Annotated in this window: 14 protein-coding genes and 1 pseudogene; 1 reads left to right on the forward strand and 14 read right to left on the reverse strand. The window is 63.4% G+C overall.

The features are described from left to right. The 11 genes and pseudogenes from B0G74_RS28005 to B0G74_RS28055 all read right to left on the reverse strand — a co-directional run bounded on the left by B0G74_RS28005 (position 1) and on the right by B0G74_RS28055 (position 11,560). The gene (locus B0G74_RS28005; protein ID WP_132378375.1) at positions 1-618 is read right to left on the reverse strand and encodes an isochorismatase family cysteine hydrolase; all 618 of its coding nucleotides are present in this window, start codon (positions 616-618) and stop codon (positions 1-3) included. Between the two features lie 10 nt (positions 619-628). Continuing rightward, entirely contained in the window at positions 629-2,707 is a 2,079-nt protein-coding gene (locus B0G74_RS28010) for a hydantoinase/oxoprolinase family protein (protein WP_132378377.1), read from the reverse strand. Continuing rightward, the gene (locus tag B0G74_RS28015; protein ID WP_132378379.1) at positions 2,704-4,374 is read right to left on the reverse strand and encodes a hydantoinase B/oxoprolinase family protein; all 1,671 of its coding nucleotides are present in this window, start codon (positions 4,372-4,374) and stop codon (positions 2,704-2,706) included. The genes B0G74_RS28010 and B0G74_RS28015 overlap by 4 nt, the downstream gene beginning before the upstream one ends. Next, a complete protein-coding gene (locus B0G74_RS28020; RefSeq protein ID WP_132378381.1) occupies positions 4,368-4,919 on the reverse strand; it encodes a 3-isopropylmalate dehydratase in 552 nt (183 codons plus the stop codon). The genes B0G74_RS28015 and B0G74_RS28020 overlap by 7 nt, the downstream gene beginning before the upstream one ends. Further along, positions 4,916-6,184: a 3-isopropylmalate dehydratase large subunit gene (locus tag B0G74_RS28025; RefSeq protein ID WP_132378382.1), complete on the reverse strand. Its 1,269-nt coding sequence runs from the start codon at positions 6,182-6,184 to the stop codon at positions 4,916-4,918. Before B0G74_RS28025 ends, B0G74_RS28020 begins: the two co-directional genes overlap by 4 nt. Before the next feature lie 3 nt (positions 6,185-6,187). Then, a complete protein-coding gene (locus B0G74_RS28030) occupies positions 6,188-6,898 on the reverse strand; it encodes an ABC transporter ATP-binding protein (protein ID WP_132378384.1) in 711 nt (236 codons plus the stop codon). Beyond that, the gene (locus B0G74_RS28035; protein WP_132378386.1) at positions 6,895-7,650 is read right to left on the reverse strand and encodes an ABC transporter ATP-binding protein; all 756 of its coding nucleotides are present in this window, start codon (positions 7,648-7,650) and stop codon (positions 6,895-6,897) included. The genes B0G74_RS28030 and B0G74_RS28035 overlap by 4 nt, the downstream gene beginning before the upstream one ends. After that, a complete protein-coding gene (locus tag B0G74_RS28040) occupies positions 7,643-8,641 on the reverse strand; it encodes a branched-chain amino acid ABC transporter permease (protein ID WP_132378388.1) in 999 nt (332 codons plus the stop codon). Before B0G74_RS28040 ends, B0G74_RS28035 begins: the two co-directional genes overlap by 8 nt. A gap of 3 nt (positions 8,642-8,644) precedes the next feature. Next, positions 8,645-9,517 carry a branched-chain amino acid ABC transporter permease gene (locus tag B0G74_RS28045; protein ID WP_132378390.1) on the reverse strand — a complete coding sequence of 291 codons (873 nt, stop codon included), beginning with the start codon at positions 9,515-9,517 and terminating at the stop codon, positions 8,645-8,647. Positions 9,518-9,525: 8 nt separating this feature from the next. Further along, a pseudogene (locus B0G74_RS28050) lies at positions 9,526-10,733 on the reverse strand (ABC transporter substrate-binding protein). 20 nt (positions 10,734-10,753) lie between these two features. Next, positions 10,754-11,560 carry a GntR family transcriptional regulator gene (locus B0G74_RS28055; protein WP_132378392.1) on the reverse strand — a complete coding sequence of 269 codons (807 nt, stop codon included), beginning with the start codon at positions 11,558-11,560 and terminating at the stop codon, positions 10,754-10,756. A 531-nt stretch (positions 11,561-12,091) separates the two neighbouring features. On the opposite strand from B0G74_RS28055, the gene B0G74_RS28060 reads away from it, so the two are divergent. Further along, on the forward strand, positions 12,092-13,282 hold the full coding sequence (locus B0G74_RS28060) for a porin (RefSeq protein ID WP_132378394.1): 1,191 nt from the start codon (positions 12,092-12,094) through the stop codon (positions 13,280-13,282). A 135-nt stretch (positions 13,283-13,417) separates the two neighbouring features. Here B0G74_RS28060 and B0G74_RS28065 read toward each other — a convergent pair whose 3' ends face one another. From B0G74_RS28065 to B0G74_RS28075, 3 genes are all read right to left on the reverse strand, one after another. Then, positions 13,418-14,437 carry an alpha/beta fold hydrolase gene (locus tag B0G74_RS28065; RefSeq protein WP_132378396.1) on the reverse strand — a complete coding sequence of 340 codons (1,020 nt, stop codon included), beginning with the start codon at positions 14,435-14,437 and terminating at the stop codon, positions 13,418-13,420. 122 nt (positions 14,438-14,559) lie between these two features. Beyond that, positions 14,560-15,282, reverse strand: a complete 723-nt coding sequence (locus B0G74_RS28070; RefSeq protein ID WP_132378398.1) for a substrate-binding domain-containing protein — start codon at positions 15,280-15,282, stop codon at positions 14,560-14,562. Between the two features lie 314 nt (positions 15,283-15,596). Continuing rightward, the gene (locus B0G74_RS28075; RefSeq protein ID WP_132378400.1) at positions 15,597-16,766 is read right to left on the reverse strand and encodes a porin; all 1,170 of its coding nucleotides are present in this window, start codon (positions 16,764-16,766) and stop codon (positions 15,597-15,599) included. Positions 16,767-16,858 lie beyond the last annotated feature (92 nt).

The raw sequence follows: 16,858 nt of genomic DNA on the forward strand, positions 1-16,858 counted from the left end.
TTACGTTGCGAGGCGATCCGCGAAGGCGTCGCAGGTCGTCAATTCGCCGATCGTCCGCAGATCGGCGAGCGCCGTGTCGTGCGCGGCTTGCGTCGATGCCGCGCAGCCATCGCCCAGCACCAGCACGCGATAGTCGCGCATGTGCGCGTCGCGCGCGGTGCTCGCCACGCCGCCATTAGTGACGATGCCGCAAATCGCCACGGTGTCGATACGCGCGCGGCGCAGCACCCAGTCGAGCTGCGTGTTGAAGAAGGCCGAATAGGCGACCTTCCAGACCGACACGTCGATGAAAGGCTCAAGTGCGGACACCGTCGCATGACCGCGCGAACCGGCGACAAAATCCCCACGACGCAAGAATGGACGCAGTTGCTTCAGATGCGGCGAAATCATCGGCTCGCCGTCGGCGTCCGGCCACAATGTAAACTGGCTGGCCGCGATAAAACCGCCTCGCTGCTTCAACGTGCGCGCCACGGGCGCAATGCGCGGCGGTAACGCGCGCGCAGCATCCGAAGCCGCGCCGCCGCGATCGTAGGCACCGCCTTCGCTCAGAAAGTCGTTCTGCAGATCGACGATGATGAGCGCGGTATGACGCGCGTCCAGGGTCGTGTCGGTCGACATGTGCGGCTCCTTAGTCCGGCTTGCGTGTGATCAACAGATTGCCGAGCGCATCGACGCGCCCGCTGAATCCGGGTTCGAGCCAGATCGTCGTATCCCCCTGCTCGAGAATCGCGGGACCGTCGACCGTTGCATCCACCGGCAGATCGAGGCGTGCAAAGCGCGTTGCGTCCCACCATTTCCCCGCGTGGAAAACGGCTTGCGTACCAAGCGATGGCGGCATCGCCGTGGCTTTCGGCGCGAGCACCGCCAGATCGAACTTGGGCCGCACACCGATACGCGCATAGCGCAGGTTCAGGATGCGCACCGCGATGCCGCCCAGCGCGCGCCCATAGGCCGCGCGATAGGCCGCTTCGAAAGCCGCGCCGATGTCGGCGCGTTCCAGCGCATCGCGCGGCACTTCCACGCGCACCGTATGGCTTTGCCCGACGTAGAGCATGTCGAGTTCGATACTTTCGCGCACCGCTTCGAACGCGACACCGGCGGAGTCGAGCCGCGCCTGGCACGCGTCGGCCATGCCGGCGACGCGCGCGCGCAAGTCTTCGACATCGAGATCGGCGAGCGCGCGATTGAGCGTCTGCACCGCGTCGTGCCGCATGTCGGCGATCACGCAGCCGATGGCCGACGTCACGCCGGGGAAGCGCGGCACGATGCCCGTCGTGGTGCCGACTTCGCGCATCATCGCGCACACATGCAACGCGCCACCGCCGCCGAACGGCATGTACGCGAACTCGCGTGGATCGTGGCCACGCTCGATCGACACCAGCCGGATCGCGCCCGCCATCTTCGCATTGGCGACCGTCAGGATCGCCTCGGCCGCCGCGTGGGCATTCAGCCCGAGCGGCGCGCCGACGTGTTCGCTGATCGCCTCGTGCGCCTTGCCGACGTCCATCTGTGCCAGCAGGCCGCCGCCCAAAGGACGATCCGCCGCGATGCGTCCGAGCAGCACGTTGGCATCGGTCACCGTTGGGCGCAGATTGCCGCGTCCGTAGCACGCCGGCCCCGGCACGCTACCCGCCGATTCGGGACCGACCTGCAGCAGGCCGCCCGCATCGACCGACGCGATCGAGCCGCCGCCCGCGCCGATCGTCTCGATCTGGATCATCGGCGCGCGCACCACCATGCCGAAGTCGATCGACGTCTGCGCGGACAACGATGCTTCGCCGTTCGCCACCAGCGACACATCGAACGACGTGCCGCCCATGTCGCCCGTCACGAGGTTCGGATAGCCCGCCGCACGCCCGATTGCGGCGCACGCGATCACACCCGCAGCCGGACCCGACAGCGCCGTGCGCACCGGCACGTCGCACGCGGTCTGGCGCGACATGATGCCGCCGTTGCTCTGCACGACCAGCAGTTCGCCGCGAAAACCATGCGCCTTCAGATCGCCTTCGAGGCGCGTCAGATAGCCGCCGACCACCGGCTGCAACGCGGCGTTCAACGTGGCTGTCGAGCATCGTTCGAATTCGCGGATTTCGGGCAGCACCTCGGTTGCCGCCGTCACGTTCGCGTTCGGCCAGATCGCGCGCACCGCCTCGACGGCTTGCGCTTCGTTGAGCGGATTCGCGTAGGCATTGATAAAGAAGACGCACACCGCTTCGCAGCCGCGTTCGAGCAGATCACGCGCCGCCGCCCGCACCTGCGCGAGATCCACCGGCGTGTGCAAGGTGCCGTCGGCCAGCACGCGTTCGTTCACTTCGAGGCGAAGATCGCGCGGCACCACAGGCTCGAAGCTGCCGCGCAAGCCCCAGGTGCGCGGGCGGTCGCGGCGGCGCATTTCGAGCACGTCGCGAAAGCCTGCCGTCGTAATGATGCCCGTGCGCGCCACCTTGCGTTCGAGCAAGGCGTTCGTGCCGACCGTGGTGCCGTGCACGATCGTCGCGATCGCGCCGGCGCCGTGTTCGCCTGCGTCGTCGCCGGGCGCGCCGATGCGTTCGATGCCGTTCATGAAGCCGCGCGCTTCCTCGCCTCGCGTGGACGGCACCTTGACGACGCGCGCCGTGCCCGCTTTTTCGTCGAGCACGAACAGATCGGTGAACGTGCCCCCCACGTCGACACCGACGACGATTGAACCGTGTGCAGCCGCCTTCATACCTGTTGCTCCTTCCGAGCTGTCGTCACATAACCCATTGCCGAATCGCGCTTGCGGGCGGCATCGTCACGCCCGGACGGCGCGCCGTAACCGCCGCCGCCTGGCGTTTCGAGGCGCACCCGTTCGCCGCGCTTCAGGCGAATGCCGAGCATCTTCGACGCCATCGGCGGCGTGTGCCATGCACCGTCCTGCTGATAGCGGAACACGTTGGGCACGGACGCCTCGCCGCCCGCGATACCTTGTGGAGCCGAGCGTCCGCGTTCACCGAAAATGAACGCTTCGGCCTCATGTTCGAGCAGTTCGATTTCGTAGATCGCGCCGAGACCGCCGCGATAGGTGCCGTCGCCGCCCGAGTCAGGACGCAACGCCCACTGCGTGAAACGCACCGGATACGCGGCTTCGAGAATCTCGAGCGGCGGAATGGTCGCCGTCGAGATCGGCGCATTGCCGTGACTCAGACCGTCGCCTTGCGAATGGCCGCCATGGCCGCCACCGAAGAAACTGAACATCACCCAGCGCTGGCCCTTGCGCGCGCCCTCGCTGCGATGCCCGGCGATCGACAGCGCGTTGATGGTGCCGTACGCCTGGGCCATCGCCAGTTCCGGCGCGGCCTGCGCCATCGCGCAGAAGATCACGTCGATCATGCGCAGGATCGTTTCGGTGTAGCCGCCGACGGGGCGCGGCCGGTCCGCCGAGATCAGCAGTCCGTCCGGCAGCACGAACGACACGGCGTCCAGTACGCCGGCATTGGCGGGCACGTCGGGAAAGAGATGCTTGAGCGCGACATAGCACGCGGCAATCGCCGTGGCGCGCGAAATGTTCACCGGCCCGGCGCAGGCGGGCGACGTGCCGGTGAAATCGAGCGTCAACGTGTCGCCCGCCACGCGCATGCGCAACGCGATCTTCAGCGGCTCGTCGCGCACGCCGTCGTTGTCGAGCATGTCGTCGAACGCGTAGTCGCCGTCCGGCAGCGCCGCCACGTGCGAGCGCATCAGCTTGACGGCGCGCTCGCGCAGCAGTGCGAGCGCTTCGAGCACGGTAGCGTCGCTGTAGTCGTCGAGCAAGCTGCCCAGGCGACGCGCGCCCAGTTCGAGCGCCGCGAGCTGGCCGTTGAGGTCGCCCCACAGGCTGTCGGGCAGGCGCGTGTTGGCCTGCAGGATGGCGAGCACGTCGGCATCGAGTTCGCCGCGCCGCACGATACGCACGGGCGGAATCTGCACGGCTTCCTGCCAGCATTCGGTGGCGGCGGGATTGTAATTGCCGGGCACCGCGCCGCCGACATCGTGCCAGTGCGCGGCCGACGCCAGGAAGCAAAACAGCTTGCCATCGCGAAACACGGGCCGCACCAGCTTGAAGTCGTTGGCGTGCGTGCCGCCTTCATACGGGTCGTTGAACAGCCAGACGTCGCCATCGACCATGCCGCCGCGCTCGCCCGCGACGCGGATCGCCGCCCGCACCGCGAACGCCATCGCGCCGACGAACACGGGCAGGCCGGACTTGCCCTGCACCAGCGTCGCGCCCGACAGCGCGTCGTAGATGCCGTGACAGGCGTCGTGCGCTTCCGCGATGATCGGATTGAACGCGCTGCGGTAGAGCGTCGCGTCCATTTCGTCGGCGATCTGTTCCAGTCGCCCTTTGAGGACCGCCAGCGTGACGGGATCTAGCATGAGGTGACTCCGTTGGATGTGGGGTAACGCTGCTTGAGCAGGTTGAGCAGACCTCCCGCCTCCACCACGTCGAGCAGAAACGCGGGCACCGGCTCGCACGTCAGTTCGACGCCATCGGCGCGGCGGATGCGGCCCGCGCGCGGGTCGATCGCGATGTGCTCGCCTTCGTCGATGGATCCGGCGTCAGCACATGTGAGCAGCAACAGGCCGACGTTGAACGCGTTGCGGAAATAGAGGCCGTTGAATGCCGGCGCGATCACGGCCCGCACGCCGAGGTGCACCAGCGCGGCCGCCGCCTGTTCGCGCGACGAGCCGATGCCGAAGTTCGGCCCGGCCACGAGCACGTCGCCCGGCTGCACGCCCGCCGCGAAGTCGGGGCGCGCAATCTCCAGACAGTGTCGCGCGATTTCGTCGATACCGAATTTCATGTACGCGCCGGGCGCGAGCGCATCGGTATCGATATCCGCGCCGACGCGCCAGACGCGATGCGCAGCGGACGTCTCTCCATGCACGGCTTGCGGCGGGTTGGTCGGACGTTCGCTCATGCCAGCACCTCGCGCGGATCGGTAATGCGCCCGCGCAATGCAGACGCCGCGACGGTATAAGGCGAGCCCAGATAAACCCGCGCCGACGCCGCGCCCATGCGTCCCTTGAAGTTGCGCGCGGTACTCGAAATCACCGTGCTGTTTTCGGGGATCGAACCGCCGTAACCGGCGCACGCGCCGCACGTGGTCGCCAGCAGTTGGGCGCCCGCCTGTTCCAGCACGGCCATCACGCCTTCGCGCGCGGCCTGCTCCCGATCGCGCACGCTCGCGGGAGCGACGACGAGTTGCACGCCGCTCGCGATGCGATGACCACGCAGCACGCTCGCCGCCGCCCGCAAGTCCTCCAGCTTCGCGCCCGTGCAAGCGCCGATATAGGCGACGTCGATAGCCACATCGCCGTATGCGCCAACGTCACGCGTATTCGCCGGGCTGTGCGGCGCGGCCACCTGAGGCGCGAGCCGCGCGGCATCGAAATCGTGCGTCTCGGCCTCCGCTTGCGGATCGCCTTGCCAGCGGGCGAGGTCGATGTCGTCCTGCACGCCGGCAGCGCGCAAATAGTCGGCCGTCACCGAATCCGGCGCAATCAGGCCGACTTGCGCACCGAGTTCCGCACTCATGTTCGACAACGTCATGCGCTCCTGCATCGACAGCGCCGTCACGGCCTCGCCGCAAAATTCGACGGCCTGGTAGCGGCCGCCATTCATGCCGAAGCGGCCGATCATATGCAGCATCATGTCTTTCGCCGTGACGCCCTGCGCGAGGCGCTGCCGCCAGTTCATCCGCAACGTGCGCGGCACCTTGACCCAGATTTGCCCCGACACCGCGACGCCGAGCATCTCGGTGCTGCCGATGCCGAACATGTACGCGCCGAATGCGCCGCCCGTCGGCGAATGCGAGTCGCCGCCGACGCAGAACATGCCCGGCCGCAGGTGGCCGCGTTCCGGCAAGACGACGTGGCAGATGCCGACGCCGTCGTAGACGTTCGGCAGCTGCTGCGCCACCGCCCAATCGCGCGCGATGTGCACGATGCGGCGCGATTCGTCGTCGGTCTCGGGTACATAGTGGTCGATCACGAGCACGACTTTCGACTTGTCCCACAACGACGCGCCGAGTTGTTCGAGCATGGGCTTCAGGCGCCGCGGACCGCTCGAATCATGAAACATGGCGAGATCCACGTTGCAGGTGACGATTTCCCCGACTTCCACTTCCGGCCGCCCGCAGGCCGCCGCAATCAGTTTTTGTGCAAGCGTTTGTGCTACTGGCATTGACTACATCCCCAGATACGCGCGACGCAATTCGTCGCTGGCCATCAATTCCGCGCACGTGCCGGAGTAACGGACGAGCCCGTTCTCCAGCACATACCCGCGCTGCCCGGTTTCGAGCGACTGCACGACGTTCTGCTCGACCAGCAGGATCGCGAGCCCTTCGCCCTGCAAGCGCGCGATCAGCGCAAACATCTCTTCGACCATCAACGGCGACAGACCGAGCGACGGTTCGTCCAGAATCAGCAGGCGCGGCTCGGCCATCAGGCCGCGCCCGATCGCCAGCATCTGCTGCTCGCCGCCCGACATCGTGCCCGCCGGCTGATCGATGCGTTCGCCGAGACGCGGAAAGGTCTCCAGCATGCGCGCGAGGTTGCGGGCGCGATTCGGCTTGCCGCGTAAAAACGCGCCAAGCTCCAGGTTTTCGCGCACGCTCAGATTCGGGAAAATCCGCCGGCCTTCGGGCACCTGAATCAGGCCGGCTTTCACGACGGCGCGATAGTGCCGGCCCGTCAACTCGTGCCCGTCGAAGCGCACGGCACCCTGCCAAACGGCATTGATTCCGCACACCGTGTTGTTCAGCGTCGTCTTGCCGACGCCATTGCTGCCGAGCAGCACGACGATCTCGCCTTCGCCGACACGAAGATCGACGCCGCGCAACACTTCGGTTCGGCCGTATCCCGTATGAAGCCCATCCACTTCGAGCAATGCGCTCATGAATGCCCTCCTTCGCGCGCCAGCCGTTCGGCTGTGCCCTGACCGAGATACGCCTCGATCACGGCGCTATCGGATGTCACCTCGCGCGGCGTGCCTCCAGCGATCAGGCGGCCTTGCGCGAGCACCCACACATGTTCGGCAAGGCTCATCACGGCGCGCATGACGTGTTCGATCATCAGCACCGTCACGCCGCTATCGACGAGACCGCGAATCACCGGAATCATTTCGTCGATTTCGCTTGGATTCAGGCCCGCGAGCACTTCATCCAGCAACAGCAAACGCGGTTTGGTGGCGAGCGCGCGTGCCAGTTCGAGACGTTTGCGGCCACCGACGGTCAGGTCCGCCGCGGGCTGGTCGAGCCGGTCGTGCAGGTTCACGCGCGCGGCGACTTCCTGTGCCGCCGCCAGGGCCTCGCGCCGCCCAGGCAGATGCAGATGCGCGCCGACCGCGATATTCTCGCGGACCGTCTGCGCGCCGAACGGCTGCACGATCTGGAACGTGCGCGTCAAACCGAGCCGCGCGGACTCGTGCGGTGCCATGCCGGTAATGTCGCGGCCCAGGTACTGCACGCGGCCCGCGCCGGGTCGCAGAAAGCCCGACAGCAACGCGAACAGCGTGGTCTTGCCCGCGCCGTTCGGTCCGACGAGCGCCGTGAGTGTATTGGGCAGGACATCGAGGCTGACGTCCTGCACGGCCTTCAGACCGCCGAACGTGATCGACAGACCACGGGCTTGCAACAGCGCTTCAGACATGGGCTTCCTCCTTGCGCTTGCCGCTGCGCTTCGACGTCGCGGGCAGGCCGGTCATGCGCCGCACCGACGCGCCCGCGCCCGTGATTCCGCGCGGGAGGAACATCACGATCACGACCAGCACCACGCCATAGATCACCATGCTGATGCCGGGCAACTCGCCGAACAGGTTGCGGGTCAACTCGCCCAATACATAGAGCAGCGCCGCGCCGAGCACCGGTCCCCACAATGTGCCCACGCCGCCGACGATCACGCCGACCAGCGCTTCGATCGATCTCGCCGGGCCGAACGCGATATCGGCGTCGATATACTGGAACATCTGCACATAGCACACGCCCGCTGCGCTCATGAATGCCGCGGACAGCGCAATGGCGCCCAGCTTCACGCGCACGGGATTGACGCCGATTGCCCGCGCGGCGCTCTCGTTGTCGCGCACCGCCTGCAGATAGGCGCCGAAGCGCGAATGCCGCAACCATGCGGTGACGGCCAGCGCCATCATGACGAATGCCAGCAGCAGGAACACATAGCCGCGCCGCGTGCCGAACTGCAGGTTCGCGGCGCTCGCATGCAGCGGCACCATCAGTCCGACGCCGCCGCCCGTGAACGGCACCGACACCGCGACAATGCGCGCGACCTCGGCGAAGGCCAGCGTCACGAGCGCGAAGTACGAACCCTTGAGGCCGCCGCGAAACGCGAGCGCGCCGACCACCAGCCCGGCGATCACGCCGAAGGCGATGGCGAGCGGCAACGCGAGCCACGGATTCCAGCCCCAACTCAATTGCGCGATCGCCTGCGTGTATGCGCCGACGCCGAAGAACAACGCATGTCCGAATGACAATTGACCGCCGTAGCCGCCGAGGATGTTCCATGATTGCGCCAGCAACACGGCGTACAGCGACATCATCAGGAAGGTGAGCCATACGCCCGACTGCAGCAAGCTCGCAAGCGCGGCCGCCAGGACGCCGAAAACAAGGATCGAACGAACGTCGCGCATCACTTAGGTCCTCACTCCGAACAGCCCTTGCGGACGCATCAGCAGCACGACAATGAAAATCGCGAAGATGCCCATCTGACCCAGCGAATCACCGAACCACAGGCCGCCAAGCGACTCGACCACGCCGATGAGCAGACCGCCGATCAATGCGCCCGCGAAGCTGCCCATGCCGCCCAGCACGACGATCGTGAACGCGACCAGCACGAAGCCGTTGCCGACCTGCGGATTGACGTAATAGCTTGGCAACAGAAAACAGGCCGCCGCGCCGACACACGCCATGCCGATGCCGAACGACAGCGCATAGACCTTGTCGACATCGATACCCATCAGCTTCGCACCGTGCTTCTCGCGCGACACGGCGCGAATCGCGCGGCCCAGATCGGTCATGCGGATCACGAGAAAGAGCGCGGCCGCCACCACCAGCGCGCCGAAAAAACCGATGACCTTTGGCAACGCGATCATTGCGGGACCGATAGCGACCGTCGCGAGCGTATAGGACGTCTCGATGTTGCGCGTATCGGAGTGGAACCACACGAGCGCCAGATTCTCCAACACGATCGACAGACCGAGCGTGACCAGCAAAATGTTTTCGTCCTTGCCGTGACTCGCGCGATTGATCACGCAGCGCTGCAGTGCGTAGCCGAATGCGAACATGCCGAGTGTCACCACCGGCAGCGCCAGATACGGATCGATGCCGAGCCGTTCCTTCAGCAGATAGACCGCATACAGCGCGATCATCAACGCCGCGCCGTGCGCGAAGTTGATGATGTGCAGCACGCCGTAAATCAGTGTGAGACCGAGCGCGATGAGCGCATAGACCGCACCCGTTGTCAGTCCGTCGAGCAGCGCGGAGAAGAGAATCACCGGATCGAACATGCGCTGCCTCAGCTCTTGAGCGGAAACTGCGGCGCCACTTCGCGATAGGCCGGCGGCAGCACGACCTTGATATCGTTGCCGACCACCTGAGTGAGAAGCGGTTGCGCGCCGGTGTTCTGACCGTTGACGAAATGCGTCGGACCATACGGCATCATGTGATCCTTGAAAGCGCTCGAGGCAAGCGCCGCATTGACGGCGGCGCGGTCGGCGGATTTCGCGCGCTCCAGTGCGTCGGCGAGCAGCATCATTGCGGTGTAGGTCATGAACACTTCATATGAGAAGTACGCGCCCTTCGCTTCGACCCGTTTTGCGCAACGGCGCAACACGCGCATCCTTCGGATTGAACCAGTGATTGCAATCGATGATGCCGTCCGCGATATCCGGAAACTCCTTCAGAAACTTATAGCTCGATGCGGCCCCGCCCAATACCGAATAGATCGCTTTGGGGCGCACGTTCTGCTGTTTCATCGCGCGCAGCAACAGCGCGTATTCGTTGTAATAGTTGGCGGGAATCACGATGTCGGGATTGACCGCGCGCATGCGTAGCACGATGTTGTTGAAGTCGCGCGTCGGATTCGGATGCTTGATGACTTCCTTGATTTCGAAAACCGTACTTGGGCAACTCGCTGCTGAGCAGCGCAGCCGTGCCGGCGCCGAACAGCGATTCTTCGTGCACGATCATTACCGTTCTGGCCGGTTTGCCCGCGTCGGTATTCAACGTATTGAGGTTGTCGACCGCGCGCTGGCTGCACATCCGATAGCCGGGACCGAAGCGAAACGTATTCGTGAGTCCGCGCTCGACGATCTGATCGGCGACGCCGACATCGACCACATGCGGCAAGCCGTACTTCGCGGCCGTCTGGGTCGTGGTGAGACAGATCGCCGATGCATAGGCGCCGACGATCGCCGTCACGCCCGCCTCGTTCATTCTCTCGACCTCGGCGGCGCCCGCCTCGGGCCGCGATTGCGCGTCGCCCAGCACCGCCTCGATGAGCGCGCCGCCTTGCGACTTGATGCCGCCGGCGTTGTTGATGTCCTCGATGGCCAGCAAAGCGCCCAGCCGGCATTGCTGCCCCGAATAGGCCAACGCTCCCGTGACGGGATGCAGCACGCCGATCCTGATGCTCTTCGCGCTCGCGGCACGAGCGACCCAAGGTGCTGCAACCAGTGCCGCGGCGGCGGTGGACCGACGCAGGAAAGTGCGACGCGAACTCATGCGATCTCCGTAGGATTGCGTTAGTTGAAGGTGGCGGACAGTTCCTCGCTGACCCAGACCTTGGCGTCGATGTCGCCAATCCGAGAGAGCTGCAACTGATACTGATAGCGATCGGGCCGGTACAGACCCTGGAGCAATTGCACCGGCCGTTCGTCGGTGTCGCGCACGAGACGCGTCACGGCGAGCAACGCCGAGCCGACCGCGACGTCGAGATGGCGCGCAACCACGGCGTCGGCGAGGCGCGCCGAAATGGTTTGCGTCGCGCCGCCGAGCTGCACGCCCGCTTCCTCCAGCAGCATCAGCAAGGGCTTGCGCTTGAGGTCGCGGCGGTTGATTTCGGCGACGGCTTTGGGCACGTGTGTCGTGATGAACGACACCGGTCCCGCCGACGTGCTGCGAACCCGGATACTCTTGTAGACAGCATCGCCGACAGACAGATGCAGCGCCTCCGCGATCGCGTCCGAAGCGAGCACTTCCGTGCTGTCTATCACTTCGACCGTGGTACGCAACCCCATATTCACGATGTTCTCGAGCAGGCCGGTGAGGTGCGCTTTCTCGCGCGAAACCGGTGCGGCTTTCGCATTGCCCTGCTTTTTCCCCGTATCGATACGCTGCGGCCACGTCCCCACGCCCGGCCGGCGTGTGACCAGTCCGTCCGCCACCAGCATCTCCATTGCCTTGCGAATCGTAATGCGCGCGACTGCGAACTGTTCAGCGAGCAGATGTTCGCCGGGCACGCCTTCTTCGTCGAAGCGTCCTTCCTGAAGTTGCTCGCGCAGCACCAGGTAGATCTGGTGATATTTCGGCAGGGGTAAGGTGGTTTCCATGAGGCTCACTCTAGAAGTGTCGTAATGTCGGGTCAATAGAACAAACTGGAAAATAAAGATTGTTCTACCTCGTAAACACCGACGGAAGCAACTGGCTTGCAGTAAGGAACGTGCAAGCTCGATGATCCGCTCCCTCCATCAGAGCGGACAGTTTGCTGGACGAGACTGAATGAACGATAGAACAAGTTGCGCGGTGGCTTGTTCCATGGGGAAAACACCCAACTGACGAACTTCGCAGAAGCTTCAACGCTTTACGCGCCAATAGGACATTTACCGCGTCAAATGTTCCATTGACAAGACAAAATAGGCTGCTTAATTTTCGTCGCAACCGGAAATCGATCTGGACGCGAAGGCGCTATCGAAGGCCGGTGTAAAGAAAGCGAAACGGATTCATGTGGCTATGCGCTCGATTTCGTTTCTTTAGGATGCCTGCTTTGTAGCATGCCTCGCGGCCGGCAAATCATGACCGTGAAATCCACCCCTGGTTTCGCACCGAGGGACTCGACGTCAACGATACAGTCTGGAAACAGGATGAAAAAGTCACTTTGCATTGCGGGAGTAATTGGTGCGCTTGGAACGCACGCGGCTATCGCACAGGCGCAGAGCAGCGTTACGCTTTACGGGATCGTCGACGAAGGGCTGACCTTCAATAACAACTCACACGGCGCGCGCCAGTACAGCATGGTGAGCGGCGAGATTCAGGCGAGCCGCTGGGGATTGCGCGGTAGCGAGGATCTGGGCGGCGGCATGAAAGCGGTTTTCCTGCTTGAAGGCGGCATGGATCTGAGCAGCGGCAAACTCGGCCAGGGTGGGCTTGAATTCGGTCGTCAGTTATACGTCGGACTGGCCACGCGTTATGGGACGGTGACGCTTGGGCGTCAATATGATTCCGTGGTGGACTATGTTGGCCTGTTCGAAGTGGGCGATCAATGGGGCGGCTTTTACACCGCGCACCCAGGCGACCTGGATAACATCAACAACTCGAACCGGGTCAACAACGCGATCAAATATACGAGCAACAACTACGGCGGCTTCACGTTCGGCGGCGTCTACAGTCCTGGCGGCGTAGCGGGTAATTTCAGTCAGAATCAGATCTGGTCGCTCGGCGGCTCTTACTACAACGGGCCGCTCGGGCTTGGCGTCGGCTATCTGAACATCCGCAATCCGAACACCTCGTTCTACGGCACCAGCGTGCTCGCGAACACGACCGGCTCGGCGCCGCTCGCGACGTTGAACAACATTGCATCGCCCGTGTTCTCCGGCTTTGCCGATGCGCGCACGCAGGAAGTCTATGCGGCGGGCGGTGCGTACACGTTTGGCGCGGCCACGTTCGGCGGCACCTATTCGAATACGCGTTTCGACAATCTCGATGGCGGCGGCTCGGGACCTAATCCATTCGGCAATCGCGGCACGGCGATCTTCAACAACGTCGAAGCGAACTTCAAATATCAGATCACGCCTGCATTCCTCGTGGGTGCCGCCTACGATTACACGAAGGGCAGCTCGGTAAACGGCCGGGATGGCGCGACCTATCATCAGGCCCAACTCGGCGCTGACTATTTCCTTTCGAGGCGCACGGATGTCTATTTCGTCGGAATCTACCAGAAGGCTTCCGGTACGGACTCGACGGGAAGTGCGGCGGTTGCAGCGATCAACGGCGTGACGCCATCGAGCGACAATCATCAGGTCGTGCTTCGTGTGGGCATGCGGCACAAGTTCTGACGGACAGCCACCGCCCGCGACGACAGTCGGCGCTCACGAGAACGTGGCCCGACTGATCTGCGTACCGCACACGAAGTGGTGCGGCATCCAGATAGTCGAGCGGTCCTCCCCAACTTTTGCACGCTCTCGTTTACGTCAGGCTGAACGCTGCGGAGGCATCGTGTAGAAGGCATGCATCGCATGCCAGATACGATGCCGATTGATGCCCAGCACCGCGATGTGAGCCACTCCCTTGATCTCGCAGAACTGCTTGTCCTTGTTCGGCAACTGCGAAAAGAAATCGAGCAGTTCCGCATCGGTCGCATTGCCGTCGTGCTCGGCTCTCGTCATGCAGACGGGACACTGCAGCCGTTTCGGATCGACCATCGGCATATGAATCGCCATATCGATGTAGGTGCCGTTCGGCGTCCGATTGGTGAGCTTGAGTTCATAGTCGCCCAATGCCTTCGGTACTTTGGGATCGACCGTCGACGGGTCGTCGCGGGCGAAGATGGCATCGAAGCTCGCTTGCGAGGTTGGACGGGAATCGCTGGCCTCGAGTGCCGCGATGTTCGCGCGCCGCCTCATGATTTCCGGCGCGCCCTCGCCCGTATAGGTGATTGCATCCAGGACCATGCGCTCCACGCGGTCCGGCTCTTCCATCGCAAAGACGCCCAGCCGGAGGGCGCCGGACGACTGACCATAGAACATGAACGTTTTTTGGCCAGTCACCTTTTCGACCACCGGCATTGCGGCTTTCAGGTCCTCGACACCGGAGCGGACATCGGAGTTCGAATCCGTCTGCGACGAGCGGCCGTAGTTTTCATGGTCCATGGTCCAGACGTCGAAGCCGTAGCGAGCAAACTCGTCCATGAACGAGTAGTTCTCCGTGCCCGGCACTTGCAGATCGAAGCCCCCGCGGCCCGAAAACGACGACCCGTGCACGAGGAATAACACAGGCTTCGGGCCGGAACTTGCGTTGCGGTCGTCCGCGAGTCGCTTGCGATACAGATACAGTTTCACCGCACCTTTCTGCGCCCAGTGATCTTCGGCAATGATCCGCGGCGCCGCCGCGTTAGCGGAGAGCGGCACTGCCGTGGCCATCAATGTTAGCGCCGCGCCTTGCAGCAAACGGCGTCGCTGGACCCTCTGCTGCGTGTCTTTCGTGTTGCTCATTGTTTTTTCCCGATTATGAGAATTGAGACGTTACTAGTCCTTGTGCTCGTACCGTCGAGCCTGGGCAACACTCCCGTTTGTCTCGACTCCATGGGCGTGTGCCGTGGTACGGAATGAGTCAATTAGTAGGTGCGACGAGGTCGAATCCGTTCGCCTTCAAAGACGTTTGCACTGCCGGTCCGGTGAGATAGGAAAGCAGCTTTTTGCGCTGCATCCGGATGCTCGCTCTTTGTACCTATGCCCGCTGCGTAGGTCGTCACGAGTTGCAAATCTTCCGGGATCGGCCCGACGAGGGTGACTCCATGCACGGGCTTGATTTCGCTGGTCTGGCCCAATCCGAGGGACACCTCGCCTCGTGCCATCGCTTCCATCGCGGTTTGCCCTTCCGGATAATATTTGACCTTGGGAGCCACTGTGCCGCCAATTCCGAGGCGGTCAATCAACCGGGCCAGATAAATGCCCGAGGTAGCGCCGGTGGCGGGGTCGGCCATGCCGATCGAAGGGGCATCGAGCAAGGCCCTCGTGAACGCCGGGTCGTCGTTGATCGCGGGCAACGCGGCACCGGCTTTGACCGCGACTCCGAGCCGCACGCGCGCGACATCGACCTGTGAACCCTTCCTGACAAGATCTTGCTCGGTCAGTTTGGCGAGAGGCTCGGGTGGGACGATGACGAGGTCGAACGCCTGCCCCGATATTGCCCGGTCACGCACCTGTCCCGCGGTGCCGTAAATGAGGCGCACGTGATCGCCCGTTGCAGCCAGATAGTGTTCGGGCAGGTTCTCCAGTGCGCCTTTCATCGCAGCCGCGGAGAAAATCACCAGATCCGCCGCGTGAGCGGACTGCATCGTAAACCAACACAATCGCAAGCAGAAGTCCTGCTTTCGTCTTCATAAGAAAGTGCTCCGGTGAGCATCGCCGAGTACGGCATTGTCAGGTTATCGAACGGCATACGCTCGAACGCACACAGTGTATCGGGATAACTAATTTTATGCGGCGAGTCGCCCCGGCATCGGAGTGCCCGATTCTGCTGTGCGTCGGTGTGGCAACGACACTCATGACAATGACCGCCACAATCGCGGCGGCCATGCGCCTTTGACGCACACCCTGCGATGCTCCACGGGTGTCGCTGCCGAGGCTTGCGCGCCGCCACGCTACGACGTCAGAACCTGTGGCGCATCCCGACCCGGGCGACGAGCTGATGGTTGTTCGACGAATCGCCGAGAGAGCCGATGTCCGCCACCGCCGCCGCGCCCGTCGAACTCGTGCCGCTTGCCGTTTGGAACGTGCCTTCCATGTAGACGTCCGTGCGCTTCGACAGAAGGTAGTCCAGCAACAGCGAGAACTGATTGTACTTCTGGTCGCCAATGTCTCCGCGCACTGCATTGCCCTTCGTGTAGTTGTACTCACCCGCCAGAAGCAGCGCCGGCGTGAACCGATAGGACGCGTTCAATTCGAAGTCGTTGAAGGTCGCCGTCGCGCCGCCGAACGCACCGATATTCTGGTATTTCGTGTTCGAATACACCGCGCCGATCAACGCCGGCCCGATCTGATAGTTGCCGGCCGCGGCGATGATCTGCAACGAATTCGCGGGTCTCGCCCCGAGATAGCCGGAATTCAACGAGTTGAAAGTCGTCGCGTTCACGTTGCCGTTCAAAATGGCGCCCGCTGCGGACGGGTTCTTGAAGTACTCGTACGCGACGCCTAAGCCGATGCCGCCGTGGTTATAGTTCGCACCCAATGTATAGCCGCTCGACTGCGATATTTCACCGGCGATGCCGCCCAACGAGACCGTGCCGCCGAACTGCAAGCCGCGGAAATTGGGGCTCGCGTATTTGATCGTGTTGTTCGCGCGTGAGGAGTGGTTGACGTTGTCGATGTCGCCCGGGTGTTCGGTGCTCGACCCGCCATACGAGAGCGCGAAGCCATAGCTGCCGATGTAATCATTGACGCTGTCGTACTGCCGGCCCAACGTGACCGTGCCGTAGCTCGCGCTGGAAATGCCCACAAACGCCTGGCGGCCGAAAGCCGTGTTGCCCTGGCCAAACGCGCCGTTGCTGACGTTGATACCGGATTCCAGCGTGAAGATCGCCTTCAGCCCGCCGCCCAGATCCTCGGAACCTTTCAAGCCCCACCGGCTACCTTGCAGACCCGAGTTGGAATCTACCTGAAACTGACGGCCGCCGACATTCTTTCCGTTGACTACGTTCTTGGCGTTGGTGTTGAGCATCAAGCCTTCATCAAGAAGCCCGTACAGCGTGACACTGCTCTGCGCGTTCGCGTGCGTCGCACAAACAGCCAGTATCGGCAATGCTAGTAGCGATTTTTTCACTATCACCTCCATTCTCTTTGGTATGTGGTTGTCAATTTTTTTACTGCATATGCACTACTAATTAATATGTTGAATTACATATAATTCTTTTC

This window comes from Paraburkholderia sp. BL9I2N2 (genome assembly GCF_004339745.1).
Classification (GTDB): Bacteria; Pseudomonadota; Gammaproteobacteria; order Burkholderiales; family Burkholderiaceae; genus Paraburkholderia.

What these genes read in the sequence shown, in the direction of transcription:
- B0G74_RS28015 (WP_132378379.1), bottom strand. Translation starts at nt 4,374, where the DNA reads ATGCTAGATCCCGTCACGCTGGCGGTCCTCAAAGGGCGACTGGAACAG.
- B0G74_RS28005 (WP_132378375.1), bottom strand. Translation starts at nt 618, where the DNA reads ATGTCGACCGACACGACCCTGGACGCGCGTCATACCGCGCTCATCATC.
- B0G74_RS28010 (WP_132378377.1), bottom strand. Translation starts at nt 2,707, where the DNA reads ATGAAGGCGGCTGCACACGGTTCAATCGTCGTCGGTGTCGACGTGGGG.
- B0G74_RS28055 (WP_132378392.1), bottom strand. Translation starts at nt 11,560, where the DNA reads ATGGAAACCACCTTACCCCTGCCGAAATATCACCAGATCTACCTGGTG.
- B0G74_RS28020 (WP_132378381.1), bottom strand. Translation starts at nt 4,919, where the DNA reads ATGAGCGAACGTCCGACCAACCCGCCGCAAGCCGTGCATGGAGAGACG.
- B0G74_RS28070 (WP_132378398.1), bottom strand. Translation starts at nt 15,282, where the DNA reads ATGCAGTCCGCTCACGCGGCGGATCTGGTGATTTTCTCCGCGGCTGCG.
- B0G74_RS28025 (WP_132378382.1), bottom strand. Translation starts at nt 6,184, where the DNA reads ATGCCAGTAGCACAAACGCTTGCACAAAAACTGATTGCGGCGGCCTGC.
- B0G74_RS28035 (WP_132378386.1), bottom strand. Translation starts at nt 7,650, where the DNA reads ATGTCTGAAGCGCTGTTGCAAGCCCGTGGTCTGTCGATCACGTTCGGC.
- B0G74_RS28065 (WP_132378396.1), bottom strand. Translation starts at nt 14,437, where the DNA reads ATGAGCAACACGAAAGACACGCAGCAGAGGGTCCAGCGACGCCGTTTG.
- B0G74_RS28060 (WP_132378394.1), top strand. Translation starts at nt 12,092, where the DNA reads ATGAAAAAGTCACTTTGCATTGCGGGAGTAATTGGTGCGCTTGGAACG.
- B0G74_RS28045 (WP_132378390.1), bottom strand. Translation starts at nt 9,517, where the DNA reads ATGTTCGATCCGGTGATTCTCTTCTCCGCGCTGCTCGACGGACTGACA.
- B0G74_RS28040 (WP_132378388.1), bottom strand. Translation starts at nt 8,641, where the DNA reads ATGCGCGACGTTCGTTCGATCCTTGTTTTCGGCGTCCTGGCGGCCGCG.
- B0G74_RS28030 (WP_132378384.1), bottom strand. Translation starts at nt 6,898, where the DNA reads ATGAGCGCATTGCTCGAAGTGGATGGGCTTCATACGGGATACGGCCGA.